This is a genomic window from Streptomyces sp. NPDC058326 (assembly GCF_042879855.1).
GTDB lineage: Bacteria > Actinomycetota > Actinomycetes > Streptomycetales > Streptomycetaceae > Streptomyces.
This window is the reverse complement of the sequence record NZ_JBHVZO010000017.1, coordinates 147,362-164,457: the sequence shown is the minus strand read 5'-3', so window position 1 is coordinate 164,457 and position 17,096 is coordinate 147,362. Positions and strand designations below refer to the sequence as shown.

Sequence of the window (17,096 nt, the reverse complement as noted above, 5' to 3'; positions counted from 1 at the left end):
TCTGTGAAACGCAAGTTCAATTTTCCGAGGATCTTGTCACTCTGGTGAGGCGGCCGCACAACGGCTCGCGAAACGGGTCTCTAGTGGTGTCGGCGCAGCCGCCGGCCGGAGGGAAAGCGATGGGTAGGACACTCGCGGAGAAGGTCTGGGACGATCATGTCGTCCGGCGCGCCGAAGGCGAGCCCGACCTCCTCTTCATCGATCTGCACCTGCTGCACGAGGTGACCAGCCCCCAGGCCTTCGACGGCCTGCGTCAGAACGGCCGGCAGGTGCGGCGCCTCGACCTCACCATCGCCACCGAGGACCACAACACCCCGACCCTCGACATCGACAAGCCGATCGCCGACCCGGTCTCCCGCGCCCAGCTGGAGACCCTCCGCAAGAACTGTGCCGAGTTCGGCGTCCGGCTGCACCCGCTGGGCGACGTCGAGCAGGGCGTCGTCCACGTGGTGGGACCGCAGCTGGGCCTGACCCAGCCCGGCACCACCGTGGTCTGCGGCGACTCCCACACCTCCACGCACGGCGCCTTCGGCGCGCTGGCGTTCGGCATCGGCACCAGCCAGGTCGAGCACGTGCTCGCCACCCAGACGCTGCCCCTGGCCCGCCCGAAGACCATGGCCATCACGGTCGACGGCGAGCTGCCCGATGACGTCACGGCCAAGGACCTGATCCTGGCGATCATCGCGAAGATCGGCACCGGCGGCGGCCAGGGCTACATCCTCGAGTACCGGGGCTCCGCCATCGAGAAACTCTCGATGGAGGCCCGGATGACCATCTGCAACATGTCGATCGAGGCCGGCGCCCGCGCGGGCATGATCGCCCCCGACGCGACCACCTTCGACTACCTGAAGGGCCGCGCCCACGCCCCCGAGGGCGAGGACTGGGACGCCGCCGTCGCGTACTGGAAGACCCTGAAGTCCGACGAGGACGCCGTCTTCGACGCCGAGGTCGTCATCGACGCCGCCTCGCTGGCGCCGTTCGTCACCTGGGGCACCAACCCCGGCCAGGGCGCGCCGCTTTCGTCGAACGTCCCCGACCCGGCTTCGTACGAAGACGCTTCGGAGCGCCACGCCGCCGAAAAGGCCCTGGAGTACATGGGGTTGACCGCCGGGCAGCCGCTGCGCGACATCAAGGTCGACACCGTCTTCGTAGGCTCCTGCACCAACGGCCGCATCGAGGACCTGCGCAACGCCGCCGGCCTGCTCCAGGGCCGCAAGGTCGCCGACGGGGTCCGCATGCTGGTCGTCCCCGGTTCCGTCCGGGTCGCCCTGCAGGCCGTCGAGGAGGGTCTGGACAAGGTCTTCAAGGAGGCCGGCGCCGAATGGCGGCACGCGGGCTGCTCGATGTGTCTGGGCATGAACCCCGACCAACTGGCGCCCGGTGAGCGCTCCGCGTCCACCTCCAACCGCAACTTCGAGGGCCGGCAGGGCAAGGGCGGCCGGACCCACCTGGTCTCGCCCCAGGTCGCCGCCGCCACCGCCGTCCTGGGCCATCTGGCCTCCCCGGCCGATCTGTCCGACGTCGCCACCACCGCGGGGGTCTGAGGAACCATGGAAGCTTTCACCACGCACACCGGCCGGGCCGTCCCGCTGCGCCGCAGCAACGTCGACACCGACCAGATCATCCCGGCGCACTGGCTGAAGAAGGTCACCCGCGACGGCTTCGAGGACGGCCTCTTCGAGGCCTGGCGCAAGGACTCCGAGTTCATCCTCAACCGCCCCGAGCGGCAGGGCGCCTCGGTCCTGGTCGCCGGCCCCGACTTCGGCACCGGCTCCTCCCGTGAGCACGCCGTCTGGGCACTCCAGAACTACGGCTTCCAGACGGTCATCTCCTCGCGCTTCGCCGACATTTTCCGCGGCAACTCGCTGAAGAACGGCCTGCTGACCGTGGTCCTGCCGCAGGAGACGGTGGACGCGCTCTGGGAGCTGACCGAGGCCGACCCGACCGCCGAGGTCACCGTCGACCTGGAGCGGCGCAAGGTCCTGGCCGCCGGGATCGACGCCGACTTCGAGCTCGACGAGAACGCCCGCTGGCGGCTCCTGAACGGACTCGACGACATCAGCCTCACCCTTCAGAACGAAGCCGACATCGCGGCCTACGAGGCGGCCCGGCCGGCTCACAAGCCCCGTACAATTACGGTCTGAGCAGCGCTTTTCCAAGACTGCGCCCCCCACCTTCCGGTGGGGGGCGCAGTCGCTTGTTGAGACCCTGTCGGGCGACAACTCGCCCTAGATGGCACAATCGGTGCATGGAACGCGACAGCCAACTCGAGCTCTACGAGGCAGTCGCCGCCCGATTGAAGGAAGCGCACACAAGAGTGCGCTCACTGCAAGTCCCGGAGGGCGTAAGGATGGCGCTGTCCCGGAAGCTGCTGGTCGTGACGGCCGCGGCGAAGCACGATCTCAAGGACGCGGCAGCGCGTCTGGACCGGTTGATGAAGGACCTCGACGAGGGCCGATTCCCAGAGGACGACTGACACCGAGAACTCCGCAGCGGATCTTCCGCGTTGCGGCACTAGGGTGATTAGACCGTTTCGTGTTTGATTTGCGGTATATACATGCCTAACGTGCGAAAAAGCTTGAACACTTTCGTTCTGGCAATGTCTCCGAAGGGGAAGACGTGAACAAGGCGCAGCTCGTAGAAGCGATTGCCGACAAGATGGGCGGTCGCCAGCAGGCCGCCGAAGCCGTCGACCACGTGCTTGACGCCATCGTGCGTGCCGTGGTCGGGGGCGACCGGGTCTCGGTGACGGGTTTCGGCTCGTTCGAGAAGGTCGACCGTCCGGCCCGCTACGCCCGCAACCCGCAGACGGGTGAGCGAGTGCGGGTCAAGAAGACCTCGGTCCCGCGCTTCCGTGCAGGTCAGGGCTTCAAGGACCTGGTCAGCGGCTCGAAGAAGCTCCCCAAGGGTGGCGAGGTCTCCGTCAAGAAGGCCCCCAAGGGCAGCCTCACCGGCGGCGCCTCCGCGACCGTGAAGAAGGCCGCCGCGAAGAAGGCCACCACCGCCAAGAAGGCCGCCGCGAAGAAGGCGACGCCGGCGAAGAAGACCACCGCGGCGGCCGCCAAGAAGGCGACCCCCGCGAAGAAGACCACCACGGCGGCCGCCAAGAAGGCGACCCCCGCGAAGAAGGCGACCACGCCCGCGGCGAAGAAGACCGCGAACGGCGCCGCCAAGAAGGCCACCACGGCCGCCGCCGCCAAGAAGGCGACCAAGGCCACGGCCAAGAAGACCGCGCCGGCGGCGAAGAAGGCCACGGCGACGAAGGCGCCCGCCAAGAAGACGACGGCGCGCAAGACGACCGCCAAGAAGACCGCCGCCAAGAAGTAGGACGAGCGGTACCGATCCGCCGGGCCGGGCTCCCCCCAGGGAGCCCGGCCCGCGGCGCGTCCGGGTGCCGTGGCGCGCGAGTACGGCGCGAGCGGAGGGCCGGCGCGTGGGGAAGTGCCGGTCAGAAGGTCTGCAGCGTCACCAGGATGATCCGCGGGACGGCCCCGGAAGCGCCGGGCTCCACCTCGATCCGCACCCGCTGCCCCGGGCGCAGCAGCCGCAGCCCGCCCGCCTCGAAGGCCTCCGCCCCGAACTCCACGGGGGTGCCGTCGTCGAGCAGCACACTGCCGCTGCGGGTCTCGGGGTCGTACGTGAACGCGGTCGCCTGCATGGGCCGCAGCCTATCCGGCCGCCGACAGCCACCGGGCGGCCGTCCGCGGGCCGAGCCCCAGGGCCCCGGCCACCGCGAGGTCCTCACCGGTGTCCACGTCCCGGCGTACGGAATCCACCCCGGCGAGCGTGATTTCCACCGCCCCCGAAGACAAATGCCGGAGCCTCGACGCGCCCCCGAATGCCGGTTCCAATTCCACCCCCGGAGCCGCCGAGAGGAATGTCGTACCTATTTCGGCGGCATCCGCGAGAAATGCTCTCGGAAATTTCCGGGCCACGTCGAGCACCCGGGCCAGCTCCTCCGGCCGCAGCGCCGGCAGATCCGCGTTGAGCGCCGCCACGCGCGCGTGCCGCCGCCGGGACCGCACGGCACGGACCCCGTGCGCGAGGGCCGCGTTGAGCCCCGCCGCCGGGGTGTCCCGAACGATGCGCGCACCCAGGGCCGCCAGGGCCTCGGCGGCCTCGGGATCGTCCGTGACGACCGCCACATCCCGTACCGGGACGCAGTTGAGGGCCGCCCCGACGGTGTCCTCGGCGAACGCCAGCGCGAGCCGCGGGCGCAGCCGGGACCCGGCCGCCGCGGCCAGCCGGCTCTTCGCCAGGGCGAGGGGCTTCAGGGGGACGACCAGGGACCAGCGGTCGTCCGCGTCCGGGTGCGTGGCGTGCGGTGGCTTCATCGGGGCCTATTCTGTCCCGCCCACACGTTCTCCCGGAGGGCCCGGGGCGTACGGTGTCACTCGACAGAGCAGGAGCATGGGGCGACACTTGACCCCCTGCCGGCCCGTCCTGGAGAAAGGTGTCCGAGTGCCCCGCCGCAGAATCGGCTTCTGGTACCGCCTCGCGGCGGTCATCGCCAAACCCCCCCTGGTGGTTCTGTTCAAGCGGGACTGGCGCGGCATGGAGCACATCCCGGCCGACGGCGGATTCATCACCGCGGTCAACCACAACTCCTACCTGGACCCGCTGTCCTACGCGCACTACCAGTACAACACCGGACGCGTCCCGCGCCTCCTCGCCAAGGCGGCCCTCTTCAAGGCCCCCTTCGTCGGCATGATGCTGCGCGGCACCGGACAGATCCCCGTCTACCGCGAGACGACCAACGCGCTCGACGCGTTCCGCGCCGCCGTCGACGCCATCGAGCGCGGTGAGTGCGTCGCCTTCTACCCCGAGGGCACCCTGACCCGCGACCCCGACATGTGGCCCATGGCGGGCAAGACCGGTGCCGCGCGCGTCGCACTGCTCACCAAGGTCCCCGTCATCCCGGTGGCCCAGTGGGGCGCCAACCTCGCGATGCCTCCGTACGCCAAGGAGAACAAGCTCAGCCTGTTCCCCCGCAAGACGCTGATCGTGCAGGCCGGTCCGCCCGTCGACCTCTCCCGCTTCCACGACCTCGAACCGACGCCCGACGTGCTGCGCGAGGCGACCGAGGTCATCATGGCCGCCATCACCGCCCTCCTGGAGCAGATCCGGGGCGAACAGGCGCCCGCCGAACCGTACGACCACCGCAAGGCCCGTCTCCAGCAGCGGCGCAAGGCGGCAGAGGGGGGCACGAAGTGACCAAGGCAGCCGTCTTCGGCAACGGATCCTGGGGCACCGCCTTCGCCATGGTGCTCGCCGACGCGGGATGCGAGGTGAGTCTCTGGGGCCGCCGCGCCGAACTCGCCAAGGAGATCAACGCCTCCCGCACCAACCCCGACTACCTGCCCGGCGTCGAGCTCCCCGCCACGGTCACGGCCACCGCGGACCCCGCCGAGGCCGCCCACGACGCCGACTTCACCGTCCTCGTCGTGCCCTCCCAGACCCTCCGCGGCAACCTCGCCGCCTGGGCCCCGGTGCTCGCCCCCGACACCGTCCTCGTCTCCCTCATGAAGGGCGTCGAACTCGGCACCGCCAAGCGGATGAGCGAGGTCATCACCGAGGTCGCCGACGTGCCGGCGGAACGCGTGGCCGTCCTCACGGGCCCCAACCTGGCCAAGGAGATCGCCGCCCGGCAGCCCGCGGCCGCCGTCGTCGCCTGCGTCGACGAGACGGTCGCCCAGCGGCTCCAGACCGCCTGCATGACCCCGTACTTCCGCCCGTACACCAACACCGACGTGGTGGGCTGCGAGCTCGGCGGCGCCGTGAAGAACGTCATCGGTCTCGCCGTCGGCATCGCCAACGGCATGGGCCTCGGCGACAACTCCAAGGCCACGCTCATCACCCGCGGCCTCGCCGAGACCACCCGCCTCGGCCTCGCCATGGGCGCCGACCCGCTCACCTTCTCCGGCCTCGCCGGCCTCGGTGACCTGGTCGCCACCTGCTCCTCGCCGCTCTCCCGGAACAACACCTTCGGCACCAACCTCGGCCGCGGGATGACCCTCCAGGAGACCATCGCGGCCACCAAGCAGACCGCGGAGGGCGTCAAGTCCTGCGAGTCCGTGCTGGATCTGGGCCGCCGCCACGGCGTCGACATGCCCATCACCGAGACCGTCGTCTCGATCGTCCACGACGGCAAGCCGCCGATCGTCGCCCTCAAGGAACTGATGTCGCGCTCGGCCAAGCCCGAACGCCGCTGAGACGTCGGTGACGCGCCCGCTGCGCCGTACGCGCGCGGCGGCGGCGGGGCTTAAGGAGTTCGGGAGCCGCAAGGTACGCTCATCGCGATATGAGCGAGAACACCCAGAGCCCCCGCAAGCCGCGCGTGGCCGTCGTCTTCGGCGGACGCAGCTCCGAGCACGCCATCTCCGTCGTCACGGCGGGCGCCGTCCTGAGCGCCATCGACCGGGACAAGTACGACGTGCTGCCCATCGGCATCACGACGGACGGGCGCTGGGCGCTCACCGCAGACGCCCCCGAGCGCATGGCCATCGCCGACCGTGCCCTGCCGAACGTCGCCGACCTGGCCGAGTCCGCGAAGGGCGGCGTCGTCCTCTCCGTCGACCCCGCCAACCGTGAGGTCGTCCTCAGCGAGCCCGGCGCCGTGCCGAAGGCCCTCGGCGAGGTCGACGTGGTCTTCCCGATGCTCCACGGCCCGTACGGCGAGGACGGCACCCTCCAGGGCCTCCTGGAGCTCTCCGGCGTCCCCTACGTCGGCGCGGGCGTCCTCGCCTCCGCCGTCGGCCAGGACAAGGAGTACATGAAGCGCGTCTTCGTCTCCTTCGGTCTCCCGGTCGGCCCGTACGAGGTCATCCGGCCGCGCGAGTGGGAGCAGAACCCGGCCGCGGCCCGCAAGAAGATCGTGGAGTTCGCCGCCGAGCACGGCTGGCCGCTCTTCGTGAAGCCTGCCCGCGGCGGCTCCTCCATGGGCATCACCAAGGTCGACGACCTCTCCGGCCTCGACGAGGCGATCGAGGAGGCCCGGCGCCACGACCCGAAGATCCTCGTCGAGTCGCTGCTGCGCGGCCGCGAGATCGAGTGCGGCGTCCTGGAGTTCGAGGACGGCCCGCGCGCCAGCGTCCCGGCCGAGATCCCGCCGGTCACGGACCACGACTTCTACGACTTCGAGGCCAAGTACATCGACTCGGCGTCGGGCATCGTGCCCGCCCCGATCGGCGACGAGGCCACCGCCGAGGTCCAGCGCCTCGCCGTCGCCGCGTACGAGGCCGTCTCCTGCGAGGGCCTGGTCCGCGCCGACTTCTTCCTCACGGAGGAAGGCGACTTCGTCATCAACGAGATCAACACCATGCCGGGCTTCACGCCCATCTCCATGTACCCGCGCATGTGGCAGGCGAGCGGCGTCGACTACCCCGAGCTCGTCGACCGGCTCATCCAGGCCGCGCTGACCCGCTCCACGGGCCTGCGCTGACCGGACCGGAAACGGAAAGACCGTGCCACCGCCTCTCAGAGGCTCGGCGGCACGGTCTTCCGCACGGGAGCGGCGAGATCGGCGAGCGGCGTCACGTCGTGCGCGTACCGCTCGCCGAGGGTCACCTCGACATACGTCTTCCGGTACGTCGAGGTGAAGCGGGGCCCGCTGCCCTCGGGGCGCTCCAGCATCCAGTTCACCCCGTTCGCCTCGACGCCCTGCGCCTTGGGATCGCTCATCTTTTCGGGCCGGGGGACCCCGCAGCGCAGTACGATCGCACCGTCACCCCAGCCGGCGGTCAGCTCGGAGCCGGGCTCCGGGTCACTCCGCTCAAGACCCGCCACGGTGTCGGGAAGCTCCTTCGCCAGGGCCTGGCAGAAGGCGGCCTCCGCCGCCGGGGGGCTTGGAACCACGACGGACGCCGAGGCGTCCGACGAGGAGCAGCCGGCGGCGGCCGGCAGCAGGACGGCTACCGCCACGGCGGCGGACAGGCCGAAAGGCCGGTGGGAAGACATCACCGGCCAAGCGTAGACGGGGGCTACAGATGAACGACCGGGCAGGTGAGGGTGCGCGTGATGCCGTCCACTTGCTGGACCTTCGCGACCACCATGCGGCCGAGCTCGTCGACCGTGTCCGCCTGCGCGCGCACGATGACGTCGTACGGACCGGTCACGTCTTCCGCCTGGAGCACCCCCGGGATCTTGGAGATGGTGTCGGCGACGATCGACGCCTTGCCCACCTCGGTCTGAATAAGGATGTACGCCTGAACCACGGAACCTCCAGGGCGACCACGAGGATCTTGTGGGAGAAAGAGACGCCACGGTACCGCGTCGCCGCGGGCCGCGGGGAGACCCACGTGTCCCGGGGCACTGCCGGGGTGGCGTACGCAGGACAGAAGTTGACGGTCTACTTGACGGTACCCAGCACGGTGACGGCCCGCGACCCGCGGCGCGCGACGACGCGCCCCCGCACGCCGGCCGGCACGAAGACACGAGGTGAGGCGCGGTGAAGGGCACAGTCGGAGAGCTCGGCGAGTTCGGGCTCATCAGGGAGCTCACATCGCGGCTCACCTCCACCCCGGCGGTACGGATCGGGCCCGGCGACGACGCCGCGGTCGTCGCCGCCCCCGACCGGCGCGTGGTGGCCAGTACGGACATCCTCCTCGAAGGACGCCACTTCCGTCGCGACTGGTCCACGGCGTACGACGTCGGCCGCAAGGCTGCCGCGCAGAACCTCGCCGACATCGCCGCCATGGGCGCGGTCCCCACCGCCCTCCTCCTCGGCCTGGTCGTCCCCGCCGAACTCCCCGTCACCTGGGCCACCGAACTCATGGACGGACTCCGCGACGAATGTCAGGTCGCGGGCGCGGCGGTCGTCGGCGGCGACGTCGTCCGCGGCGACGCGATCATGGTCTCCATCACCGCCCTCGGCGACCTGCGCAACCACGACCCGGTCACCCGCGGCGGCGCCAAGACCGGCGACGTCGTCGCCTACACCGGCTGGCTCGGCTGGTCCGCCGCCGGCTACGCGGTTCTCTCCCGCGGCTTCCGCTCCCCCCGCGCCTTCGTCGAGGCCCACCGCAGGCCCGAACCCCCGTACCACGCGGGTCCCGCCGCCGCCGGTCTCGGCGCCACCGCCATGTGCGACGTCAGCGACGGCCTGATCGCGGACCTCGGGCACATCGCCGAGGCCAGCAAGGTCCGCATCGACCTGCGGTCGGGACTCATCGACATCCCCACCCAGATGAACGACATCGGCCAGGCCGTCGGCGTGGACCCCATGCAGTGGGTGCTCACCGGGGGAGAGGACCACGCCATCGTGGCCACCTTCCCGCCGGACGTGAAGCTTCCCGCCCGCTGGAAGGTCATCGGCGAGGTCCTCAACCCCTCCGCGCTGCCGCAGGTCACCGTGGACGGGGCGCCCTGGCACAGCGCGGGCGGCTGGGACCACTTCGGGGAGACGGAGTGAGCCCCCGTCGGGTGCAGGTGCCCCCGCGGGTGCTGACCGTCGCCGGATCCGACTCGGGCGGCGGGGCCGGCATCCAGGCCGACCTGAAGACGATGCTCGCCCTCGGTGTCCACGGCATGAGCGTGCTCACCGCCGTCACCGCGCAGAACTCGCGGGGCGTCCAGGGCGTCTGGGAGCTTCCCGTGGAGGCGGTCCGCGCCCAGTACCGGGCCGTCGTCGACGACATCGGCGTCCAGGCGGTCAAGACCGGGATGCTGGCCACGGCGGCGCTCGTGGAGACCGTCGCCGGCCTGCTCGCCGACACCGATGCCCCGGTGGTCGTCGATCCGGTCGGGGTCTCCAAGCACGGGGACCCGCTGCTCGCCGAGAGCGCGCTCGACTCCGTACGGGAGAGGCTGCTGCCCAGGGCGACCGTCGCCACGCCCAACCTGGACGAGGTGGCGCAGCTCACAGGCGTACACGTCGTGTACGAGAGCGACATGCGGACAGCCGCCGAGGCGATCCTGTCGTACGGGCCGCGCTGGGTCCTGATCAAGGGCGGACACCTGCCCACCGGTCAGGAGGCCGTGGACCTGCTCACGGACGGCTCGGAGGAACACTGGCTGCGCGCCCCGCGCCACGACAACCGGCACACCCACGGGACGGGCTGCACGCTCGCGTCGGCGGTCGCGTCCGGGCTCGCCAGGGGGCTCGCCGTGCCGGAGGCGGTACGGGAGGCGAAGGGGTACGTGACCGGGGCCATCGGCGCCGGATTCGCCCTGGGCTCGGGCATCGGCCCGGTCGACCACGGCTGGCGCTTCCGGGCCTGATGGCTCCGGGGGCCGCGAAAGGCTCATGATCGTTTTCGGGCAAGGCAAAAGGCCGGTTCACCGAGGTGAACCGGCCTTTCAAGGCAACCGCAGGGGCTGCGCTACGACAGAACGTCGCAATTAGCGCGAGACCTTGCCGGCCTTGATGCACGAGGTGCAGACGTTGAGCCGCTTCGGCGTCCGACCGACCACGGCACGCACGCGCTGGATGTTCGGGTTCCAGCGACGGGACGTACGGCGGTGCGAGTGCGAAATGTTGTTGCCGAAGCCCGGCCCCTTGCCGCAGACGTCGCAGTTGGCAGCCACGGGTCACTCCAAAAGCTTCAGGATTTACAGTGAATTCCGGCGCACCGGAATCAGGAGTCTGAAGTGGCTTGCCGGGGGAAGGCCCGGCGTGAACCGGGCAACCGAAGCAGCATACAACGCCTGCCTCGGTGGAACGAAACTACCACGGTCTCCGCGGACCTCGCCCCGGGGCCAGGTCACTGGCGGTCCCCCTGCTCGAGCGAAGCCGAGAGCTTGGGGGAGGGACACCCTGCGTCTACCCTGCGGTGAGCTCACCGCAGAAGGAGGACCCCCGTTGTCGCGAGCCCTTCAGCCCTTCGAGGAGCTCGTCGAGCTCGACGCCGAAGCGGTCCGCTCCTGGTCCGCGCGGACGCTGGACGCCCTCGGCCGGGAGCGCGAGGAGATCGACGCGATCAACGTCTACCCCGTCGCAGACGGGGACACCGGCACCAATCTGTACCTGACGGCGGAAGCCGCCCACCAGGCCGTCGAGGCCGTCTTCGCCGCCTCCGCGCCCGACACCGCCGAGACCGTACGGGCCATGGCCCACGGCGCCCTGCTCGGCGCCCGGGGGAACTCGGGAACGATCCTCTCCCAGCTCCTGCGCGGCATGGCCGGGGTGCTCACCGACGGCTGTGACGGTGATCACCTCGCCCGCGCCCTCGCCGAGGCCGCGAGCGCGGCGCGACGGGCCGTCGCCCATCCCGTGGAGGGCACCATCCTCACGGTGGCGGGCGCCGCGGCCGTGGCCTGCGCCGCGGGCGGGGGACTCGTCGAGGTGGCGAGGAACGCCCACGAAGGGGCCAGGGCCGCCCTCGCGGCCACCTCGGGGCAGCTCGACGTCCTGGCACGCGCCGGAGTCGTCGACGCGGGCGGGCGGGGCCTTGTGACGGTCCTGGGCGCCCTCCTGGAGACCGTGACCGGCCAGGCCCCGCCACCCGCCGGTACGGCGGCGGTCATGCCGGCCCCCCGTGAGGAATGCCCCGCGGAGGGCGGGCCCGGCTACGAGGTGATCTACCTCCTGGAGGCGGACGACACGGCAGTGGACCTGCTGCGGGCCCGGCTCGACGCGCTGGGGGAGTCCCTCGTCGTCGTCGGCGGCGACGGACTCTGGAACGTCCACGTGCACGTCGACGACGCCGGTGCCGCCGTCGAGGCCGGCATCGAGGCCGGACGGCCCCACCGCATCCGGATCACCCACTTCGCGGCCGACGCGGCCGCCGACGGGGGCAGCGCGGAACGAGCCCAGCGCGCGGTCGTCGCCGTCGTCCCCGGCGAGGGCCTCGCCGGCCTCTGCGCCGAGGCGGGCGCGACCACCGTACGGACCCGGCCCGGCGAACCGCCCGCCGGCGACGAACTCCTCGACGCGATCCGCCGCGCCCACGCGCGCGAGGTCGTCCTCCTGCCCAACGACACCGAGCTGCGGCAGACCGCCACGGCCGCCGCCGAACGCGCCAGGGCCGAGGGCATCCGCGTCGCCCTCATCCCCACCCGGGCCGCCGTCCAGGGCATCGCCGCCCTCGCCGTCCACGAACCGGACCGCCGTTTCGACGAGGACGTCGTCGCCATGACGGCCGCCGCGGGCGCCACCCGCTACGCCGAACTCGCCGTCGCCGAACGCCAGTCCTTCACCTCCGCCGGCGTCTGCCAGGCCGGTGACGTCCTCGGCCTCATCGAGGGCGACGTCGCCGTCATCGGCAAGGACCTCACCGAGACGGCCCGCACGGTTCTCGACCGGATGCTCTCGGCCGGCGGCGAACTCGTCACCCTCGTCGTCGCCGACGACACACCGCCCGGGCTCGCCGCCGACCTGGAACGCCATGTCAGGCGCGGCTACCTGGCCGTCGACACGACGACCTACCACGCGGGCGCGGGGGCCCCGCCGCTGCTCATCGGGGTGGAATAGGGCCCGTTCCCGGCGGTTGTCCACAGGGTTCTGCGCGACTGTCGGTCCCTTGGTGTGGAATGGAACGCGTGCCCGCGCTCGACGAACCACTCAAGAAGTCCCTCGGCCCCGCCACCGCCAAGGTCATGGCCGAGGCACTCGACCTGCACACGGTCGGCGACCTGCTCCACCACTACCCCCGCCGGTACGCCGAGCGGGGGGAGCTGACCACCCTCTCCGACCTGCCGCTCGACGAGCACGTCACGGTCGTCGCGCAGGTCGCCGACGCCCGTGTGCTCACCTTCAACGGCGCCAAGGGGCGCGGCCAGCGCCTCGAAGTGACCATCACCGACGGCAGCGGCCGCCTGCAGCTGGTCTTCTTCGGCAAGGGCGTGCACAAGCCGCACAAGGACCTGCTGCCCGGCACCCGGGCGATGTTCTCCGGCAAGGTCTCGCTCTTCAACCGGCGTCTCCAGCTCGCCCATCCCGCGTACGAACTCCTGCGCGGCGACGACGGGGAGGCCGTGGACACCTGGGCCGGCGCCCTCATCCCGATCTACCCGGCCACCACCAAGCTGGAGTCCTGGAAGATCGCCAAGGCCGTCGACGCCGTCCTGCCGAGCGCCGTCGACGCCGTCGACCCGCTCCCCGACGCCCTGCGCGAGGGCCGCGGCCTCGCCGAACTCCCCGAAGCCCTCCGGCTCATCCACCGGCCCCGTACCAAGGCCGACGTCGCCACCGCCCGCGAGCGCCTCAAATGGGACGAGGCCTTCGTCCTCCAGGTCGCCCTCGCCCGCCGCAGGCACGCCGACACCCAACTGCCCGCCGTGGCCCGCCGTCCGGTCCCCGACGGCATCCTCGACGCCTTCGACGCCACACTGCCCTTCACCCTCACCGACGGCCAGAAGAAGGTCTCCAAGGAGATCTTCGACGACCTCGCCACCGAACACCCCATGCACCGCCTCCTCCAGGGCGAGGTCGGCAGCGGAAAGACCATGGTCGCCCTGCGCGCCATGCTCGCCGTCGTCGACTCCGGGGGCCAGGCCGCCATGCTCGCCCCCACCGAGGTCCTCGCCCAGCAGCACCACCGCTCGGTCACCGAGATGATGGGCGAGCTCGCCGAGGGAGGCATGCTCGGCGGCGCCGAGCGGGCCACCAAGGTCGTCCTGCTCACCGGCTCCATGGGAGTCGCCGCCCGCCGGCAGGCCCTCCTCGACCTGGTCACCGGGGAGGCGGGCCTCGTCATCGGCACGCACGCGCTCATCGAGGACAAGGTCCAGTTCCATGACCTGGGCCTGGTCGTCGTCGACGAGCAGCACCGCTTCGGCGTCGAGCAGCGCGACGCCCTCCGGGGCAAGGGCAAGCAGCCCCCGCACCTCCTGGTGATGACCGCCACGCCCATCCCGCGCACCGTCGCCATGACGGTCTTCGGCGACCTGGAGACCTCCGTCCTCGACCAGCTGCCCGCCGGACGCTCGCCGATCGCCAGCCATGTCGTCCCCGCCGCCGACAAGCCCCACTTCCTCACGCGCGCGTGGGAGCGCGTGCGCGAGGAGGTCGGGAAGGGGCACCAGGCGTACGTGGTCTGTCCGCGCATCGGCGACGAGGAGGACCAGAAGAAGAAGGCCAAGGCGTCCGCGGAGGACGAGGCGGAGAAGCGCCCGCCGCTCGCGGTCCTCGACGTCGCCGAGAAGCTCCGCACCGGCCCTCTCACCGGTCTCCGGATCGCCGTCCTGCACGGCCGTATGCACCCCGACGACAAGGACGACGTGATGCGCCGCTTCGCCGCGGGCGAGCTCGACGTCCTCGTCGCAACCACCGTCATCGAGGTCGGCGTCAACGTTCCCAACGCCACCGCCATGGTGATCATGGACGCGGACCGCTTCGGCGTCTCCCAGCTCCACCAGCTCCGCGGCCGCGTCGGCCGTGGCTCGGCCCCCGGTCTCTGCCTCCTCGTCAGCGAGATGCCCGAGGCGAGCCCCGCCCGGCAGCGGCTCAACGCCGTCGCCGCCACCCTCGACGGCTTCGAACTCTCCCGTATCGACCTCGAACAGCGACGCGAGGGCGACGTCCTCGGCCAGGCCCAGTCCGGTGTCCGCTCCTCCCTGCGGGTACTCACCGTCATCGAGGACGAGGAGGTCATCACCGCCGCCCGCGAGGAGGCCACCGCCCTCGTCCTCGCCGACCCGGACCTCACCGCCCACCCGGGGCTCCGCACGGCGCTCGACGCGCTGCTCGACAAGGACCGGGAGGAGTACCTGGAGAAGGGCTGACCGCGAGCCGTCACCAGCCGCCATAAGCTATTGCGTACGCAATCGTTTACGGAGAACGAGGACACCGATGACCCGCGTGATCGCCGGAACGGCCGGCGGGCGCCGCCTGGCCGTGCCGCCCGGCAACGGCACCCGCCCCACATCCGACCGGGCGCGCGAGGGCCTCTTCTCCACCTGGGAGGCGTTCCACGGCCTCGCCGGCTCGCGCGTCGCCGACCTGTACGCGGGCTCCGGCGCCGTCGGCCTGGAGGCGCTCTCCCGTGGCGCCGCCCACGCCCTGCTCGTGGAGTCGGACCCGCGCGCCGCGAAGACGATCCGGGACAACATCCGGTCGATCGGCCTGCCCGGCGCCGAACTCCGTACCGGCAAAGCGGAGCAGATCGTGACGGGACCGGCGCCGACCGACCCGTACGACCTGGTCTTTCTCGATCCGCCGTACGCCGTGGGGGACGAGGATCTTCGCGAGATACTCCTCACACTGCGCTCAGGGGGCTGGCTGAGCGACGATGCCCTCGTCACCGTGGAGCGCAGCACCAGAGGCGGAGAATTCGGCTGGCCGGCCGGTTTCGAACCACTGCGGGCCCGTCGTTACGGCGAGGGAACGTTTTGGTACGGTCGCGCCGCCTCTACGTGCGAAGACGCACGATGACCGGACCGGAGAGCGAGGGACCCAAGTTGCGCCGCGCCGTCTGTCCGGGGTCATTCGACCCCATCACCAACGGACACCTCGACATCATCGCCCGAGCCTCCAAGCTGTACGACGTCGTACACGTCGCGGTGATGATCAACCAGTCGAAGAAGGGCCTGTTCACCGTCGAGGAGCGGATCGAGCTGATCCGCGAGGTGACCGCCGACTTCGGCAACGTCGAGGTGGAGTCCTTCCACGGGCTGCTCGTCGACTTCTGCAAGCAGCGAGACATCCCCGCCATCGTCAAGGGGCTGCGCGCGGTCAGCGACTTCGACTACGAGCTGCAGATGGCCCAGATGAACAACGGCCTCACGGGCGTGGAGACCCTGTTCGTCCCCACCAACCCGACCTACAGCTTCCTCTCCTCCTCGCTGGTCAAGGAGGTGGCCGCCTGGGGCGGCGACGTCTCCCACCTGGTCCCCCCGACGGTCCTTCCCCGGCTGACCGAGCGCCTGGCGCGGAAGTGACGCCCGGCCACCGCTGCTGACACTCCGTCACCTGGTGTCGGACGGGCACCGACTGCCCTTACAGTCGTCCCGTCCGTCTCCATCCAGCTGTAGAGAGTGGCGAGCACCCGGTGGACGTACAGAAGAAGCTCGACGAGATCGTCGCGACCGTGCAGGGCGCACGCTCCATGCCCATGTCGGCATCCTGCGTGGTCAACCGGGCCGAGCTGCTCGCCCTGCTCGAAGAGGTACGGGGAGCCCTGCCCGGCTCTCTCGCCCAGGCCCAGGAGCTGATCGGCGGCCGGGAGCAGCTGGTCGAGCAGGCCCGCCAGGAGGCCGAGCGGATCATCGAGGCCGCCCACGCCGAGCGGGGCTCGATCGTCTCCGACACCCAGGTGGCCCGGCAGTCCCAGGAGGAGGCCGACCGGATCCTCTCCGAGGCCCGCCGGGAGGCGGAGGAGGTCCGCGCGGAGGCCGACGACTACGTCGACTCCAAGCTCGCCAACTTCGAGGTCGTCCTCAACAAGACGATCGGCTCCGTCGACCGGGGCCGCGAGAAGCTCCTCGGCCGCGGTCCGGGCCTCGACCAGGACGGCTACGCCGACCCGGACGCCCCGGAGTACAGCTCCGACCCCGGGACCCTGATCAGCCGGGCCGACGAGTACGTCGACGCCAAGCTCGGCGCCTTCGAGGCCGTGCTCAGCAAGACCCTGGAGGCCGTCGGGCGCGGCCGGCAGAAGCTGCACGGCCGGATCGCCTCGGACGCCCTCGGTGAGCACATGGCCGCCCAGGACGGTCTCGGCGGCCCCGTGCACACCAGCGACGCCGACTACCTCGCGGGCCTCGCGGAGCTGTCCGACCCCGAGCCGGCGCGGATCCCGGCCCCGCAGCAGCCCCAGCCCGACCCGTACGCCGCGTACCAGCAGGTCCAGCAGCAGCCCGACCCGTACGCCGGCTACCAGCAGGTCCAGCAGCAGCCCGACCCCTATGCCGGCTACCAGCAGGTTGAGCAGCAGCCCGACCTCGATGCCGGCTACCAGCAGCCGCAGCACGCCGACCCGTACGGATACCAGCAGCAGGACCCGTACGCGTACCAGCAGCCCGTCCAGCCGCAGCAGGGCGCCGCGCTCGACGAGACCAGCTTCTTCGACACGAGCATGATCGACCTGGAGCAGCTCCGCCGGTACGAACAGGGACAGTAGGGGTCTCAAGGCCCGGATTGGGCCCTGAGCGAAGCGTCCAGTATCCTGGCTCTTCGGTCGCGCGTATGCCCGCGATCCTTGCTGCCCACGTCAGGCAGC

General features: G+C 71.2%; 19 protein-coding genes. 14 read left to right on the top strand and 5 right to left on the bottom strand.

Annotated elements, in window-relative coordinates:
* The first annotated feature begins 119 nt into the window (after nucleotides 1-119).
* From leuC to ACFVYX_RS27565, 4 genes are all read left to right on the top strand, one after another.
* Nucleotides 120-1,544, top strand: a complete 1,425-nt coding sequence (gene leuC, locus ACFVYX_RS27580) for a 3-isopropylmalate dehydratase large subunit (protein ID WP_389684189.1) — start codon at nucleotides 120-122, stop codon at nucleotides 1,542-1,544.
* A gap of 6 nt (nucleotides 1,545-1,550) precedes the next feature.
* Nucleotides 1,551-2,144 carry a 3-isopropylmalate dehydratase small subunit gene (gene leuD / locus ACFVYX_RS27575; protein ID WP_389684188.1) on the top strand — a complete coding sequence of 198 codons (594 nt, stop codon included), beginning with the start codon at nucleotides 1,551-1,553 and terminating at the stop codon, nucleotides 2,142-2,144.
* Nucleotides 2,145-2,248: 104 nt separating this feature from the next.
* Nucleotides 2,249-2,476, top strand: a complete 228-nt coding sequence (locus ACFVYX_RS27570) for a hypothetical protein (protein WP_030206244.1) — start codon at nucleotides 2,249-2,251, stop codon at nucleotides 2,474-2,476.
* Between the two features lie 143 nt (nucleotides 2,477-2,619).
* Nucleotides 2,620-3,327, top strand: coding sequence for an HU family DNA-binding protein (locus tag ACFVYX_RS27565; RefSeq protein ID WP_389684187.1), 708 nt, complete (start codon nucleotides 2,620-2,622; stop codon nucleotides 3,325-3,327).
* Between the two features lie 121 nt (nucleotides 3,328-3,448).
* On the opposite strand, the gene ACFVYX_RS27560 is transcribed toward ACFVYX_RS27565, so the two are convergent.
* Both ACFVYX_RS27560 and cofC read right to left on the bottom strand, forming a co-directional pair.
* Nucleotides 3,449-3,658, bottom strand: a complete 210-nt coding sequence (locus ACFVYX_RS27560; protein ID WP_389684186.1) for a hypothetical protein — start codon at nucleotides 3,656-3,658, stop codon at nucleotides 3,449-3,451.
* A 10-nt stretch (nucleotides 3,659-3,668) separates the two neighbouring features.
* On the bottom strand, nucleotides 3,669-4,334 hold the full coding sequence (gene cofC / locus ACFVYX_RS27555; RefSeq protein WP_389684185.1) for a 2-phospho-L-lactate guanylyltransferase: 666 nt from the start codon (nucleotides 4,332-4,334) through the stop codon (nucleotides 3,669-3,671).
* A 127-nt stretch (nucleotides 4,335-4,461) separates the two neighbouring features.
* Between cofC and ACFVYX_RS27550 the strand changes: the two genes are divergently transcribed.
* The 3 genes from ACFVYX_RS27550 (at nucleotide 4,462) to ACFVYX_RS27540 (ending at nucleotide 7,441) form a co-directional block, all read left to right on the top strand.
* Entirely contained in the window at nucleotides 4,462-5,214 is a 753-nt protein-coding gene (locus tag ACFVYX_RS27550) for a lysophospholipid acyltransferase family protein (RefSeq protein WP_389684184.1), read from the top strand.
* A complete protein-coding gene (locus ACFVYX_RS27545) occupies nucleotides 5,211-6,212 on the top strand; it encodes an NAD(P)H-dependent glycerol-3-phosphate dehydrogenase (protein WP_389684183.1) in 1,002 nt (333 codons plus the stop codon). The genes ACFVYX_RS27550 and ACFVYX_RS27545 overlap by 4 nt, the downstream gene beginning before the upstream one ends.
* Nucleotides 6,213-6,301: 89 nt before the next feature.
* The gene (locus ACFVYX_RS27540; protein ID WP_389684182.1) at nucleotides 6,302-7,441 is read left to right on the top strand and encodes a D-alanine--D-alanine ligase family protein; all 1,140 of its coding nucleotides are present in this window, start codon (nucleotides 6,302-6,304) and stop codon (nucleotides 7,439-7,441) included.
* 35 nt (nucleotides 7,442-7,476) lie between these two features.
* Here ACFVYX_RS27540 and ACFVYX_RS27535 read toward each other — a convergent pair whose 3' ends face one another.
* A complete protein-coding gene (locus ACFVYX_RS27535; protein ID WP_389684205.1) occupies nucleotides 7,477-7,956 on the bottom strand; it encodes a DUF3515 domain-containing protein in 480 nt (159 codons plus the stop codon).
* Nucleotides 7,957-7,979: 23 nt separating this feature from the next.
* Complete coding sequence (locus ACFVYX_RS27530) at nucleotides 7,980-8,213, bottom strand: Lrp/AsnC family transcriptional regulator (RefSeq protein ID WP_073819077.1); 234 nt, start codon at nucleotides 8,211-8,213, stop codon at nucleotides 7,980-7,982.
* A 233-nt stretch (nucleotides 8,214-8,446) separates the two neighbouring features.
* Here ACFVYX_RS27530 and ACFVYX_RS27525 point away from each other — a divergent pair, with 233 nt between their 5' ends.
* Nucleotides 8,447-9,409 (top strand): thiamine-phosphate kinase, encoded by a 963-nt coding sequence (locus ACFVYX_RS27525; RefSeq protein ID WP_389684181.1) that lies wholly within the window; start codon nucleotides 8,447-8,449, stop codon nucleotides 9,407-9,409.
* A complete protein-coding gene (gene thiD, locus ACFVYX_RS27520; protein WP_389684180.1) occupies nucleotides 9,406-10,218 on the top strand; it encodes a bifunctional hydroxymethylpyrimidine kinase/phosphomethylpyrimidine kinase in 813 nt (270 codons plus the stop codon). The genes ACFVYX_RS27525 and thiD overlap by 4 nt, the downstream gene beginning before the upstream one ends.
* A 120-nt stretch (nucleotides 10,219-10,338) precedes the next feature.
* Here thiD and rpmB read toward each other — a convergent pair whose 3' ends face one another.
* Complete coding sequence (gene rpmB / locus ACFVYX_RS27515; RefSeq protein ID WP_003957616.1) at nucleotides 10,339-10,524, bottom strand: 50S ribosomal protein L28; 186 nt, start codon at nucleotides 10,522-10,524, stop codon at nucleotides 10,339-10,341.
* 274 nt (nucleotides 10,525-10,798) lie between these two features.
* Here rpmB and ACFVYX_RS27510 point away from each other — a divergent pair, with 274 nt between their 5' ends.
* The 5 genes from ACFVYX_RS27510 to ACFVYX_RS27490 all read left to right on the top strand — a co-directional run bounded on the left by ACFVYX_RS27510 (nucleotide 10,799) and on the right by ACFVYX_RS27490 (nucleotide 16,997).
* A complete protein-coding gene (locus ACFVYX_RS27510) occupies nucleotides 10,799-12,409 on the top strand; it encodes a DAK2 domain-containing protein (RefSeq protein ID WP_389684179.1) in 1,611 nt (536 codons plus the stop codon).
* A gap of 59 nt (nucleotides 12,410-12,468) precedes the next feature.
* Nucleotides 12,469-14,661, top strand: coding sequence for an ATP-dependent DNA helicase RecG (recG, locus tag ACFVYX_RS27505; protein WP_389684178.1), 2,193 nt, complete (start codon nucleotides 12,469-12,471; stop codon nucleotides 14,659-14,661).
* Nucleotides 14,662-14,728: 67 nt separating this feature from the next.
* Nucleotides 14,729-15,310, top strand: a complete 582-nt coding sequence (gene rsmD / locus ACFVYX_RS27500; protein ID WP_389684177.1) for a 16S rRNA (guanine(966)-N(2))-methyltransferase RsmD — start codon at nucleotides 14,729-14,731, stop codon at nucleotides 15,308-15,310.
* A 26-nt stretch (nucleotides 15,311-15,336) separates the two neighbouring features.
* Nucleotides 15,337-15,816: a pantetheine-phosphate adenylyltransferase gene (gene coaD / locus ACFVYX_RS27495; protein WP_389684204.1), complete on the top strand. Its 480-nt coding sequence runs from the start codon at nucleotides 15,337-15,339 to the stop codon at nucleotides 15,814-15,816.
* A 110-nt stretch (nucleotides 15,817-15,926) separates the two neighbouring features.
* Nucleotides 15,927-16,997 (top strand): cell division initiation protein, encoded by a 1,071-nt coding sequence (locus ACFVYX_RS27490; protein WP_389684176.1) that lies wholly within the window; start codon nucleotides 15,927-15,929, stop codon nucleotides 16,995-16,997.
* Nucleotides 16,998-17,096 lie beyond the last annotated feature (99 nt).

What these genes read in the sequence shown, in the direction of transcription:
- ACFVYX_RS27570 (WP_030206244.1), top strand. Translation starts at nt 2,249, where the DNA reads ATGGAACGCGACAGCCAACTCGAGCTCTACGAGGCAGTCGCCGCCCGA.
- recG (WP_389684178.1), top strand. Translation starts at nt 12,469, where the DNA reads ATGGAACGCGTGCCCGCGCTCGACGAACCACTCAAGAAGTCCCTCGGC.
- ACFVYX_RS27560 (WP_389684186.1), bottom strand. Translation starts at nt 3,658, where the DNA reads ATGCAGGCGACCGCGTTCACGTACGACCCCGAGACCCGCAGCGGCAGT.
- leuD (WP_389684188.1), top strand. Translation starts at nt 1,551, where the DNA reads ATGGAAGCTTTCACCACGCACACCGGCCGGGCCGTCCCGCTGCGCCGC.
- leuC (WP_389684189.1), top strand. Translation starts at nt 120, where the DNA reads ATGGGTAGGACACTCGCGGAGAAGGTCTGGGACGATCATGTCGTCCGG.
- rsmD (WP_389684177.1), top strand. Translation starts at nt 14,729, where the DNA reads ATGACCCGCGTGATCGCCGGAACGGCCGGCGGGCGCCGCCTGGCCGTG.
- cofC (WP_389684185.1), bottom strand. Translation starts at nt 4,334, where the DNA reads ATGAAGCCACCGCACGCCACGCACCCGGACGCGGACGACCGCTGGTCC.
- ACFVYX_RS27540 (WP_389684182.1), top strand. Translation starts at nt 6,302, where the DNA reads ATGAGCGAGAACACCCAGAGCCCCCGCAAGCCGCGCGTGGCCGTCGTC.
- ACFVYX_RS27535 (WP_389684205.1), bottom strand. Translation starts at nt 7,956, where the DNA reads ATGTCTTCCCACCGGCCTTTCGGCCTGTCCGCCGCCGTGGCGGTAGCC.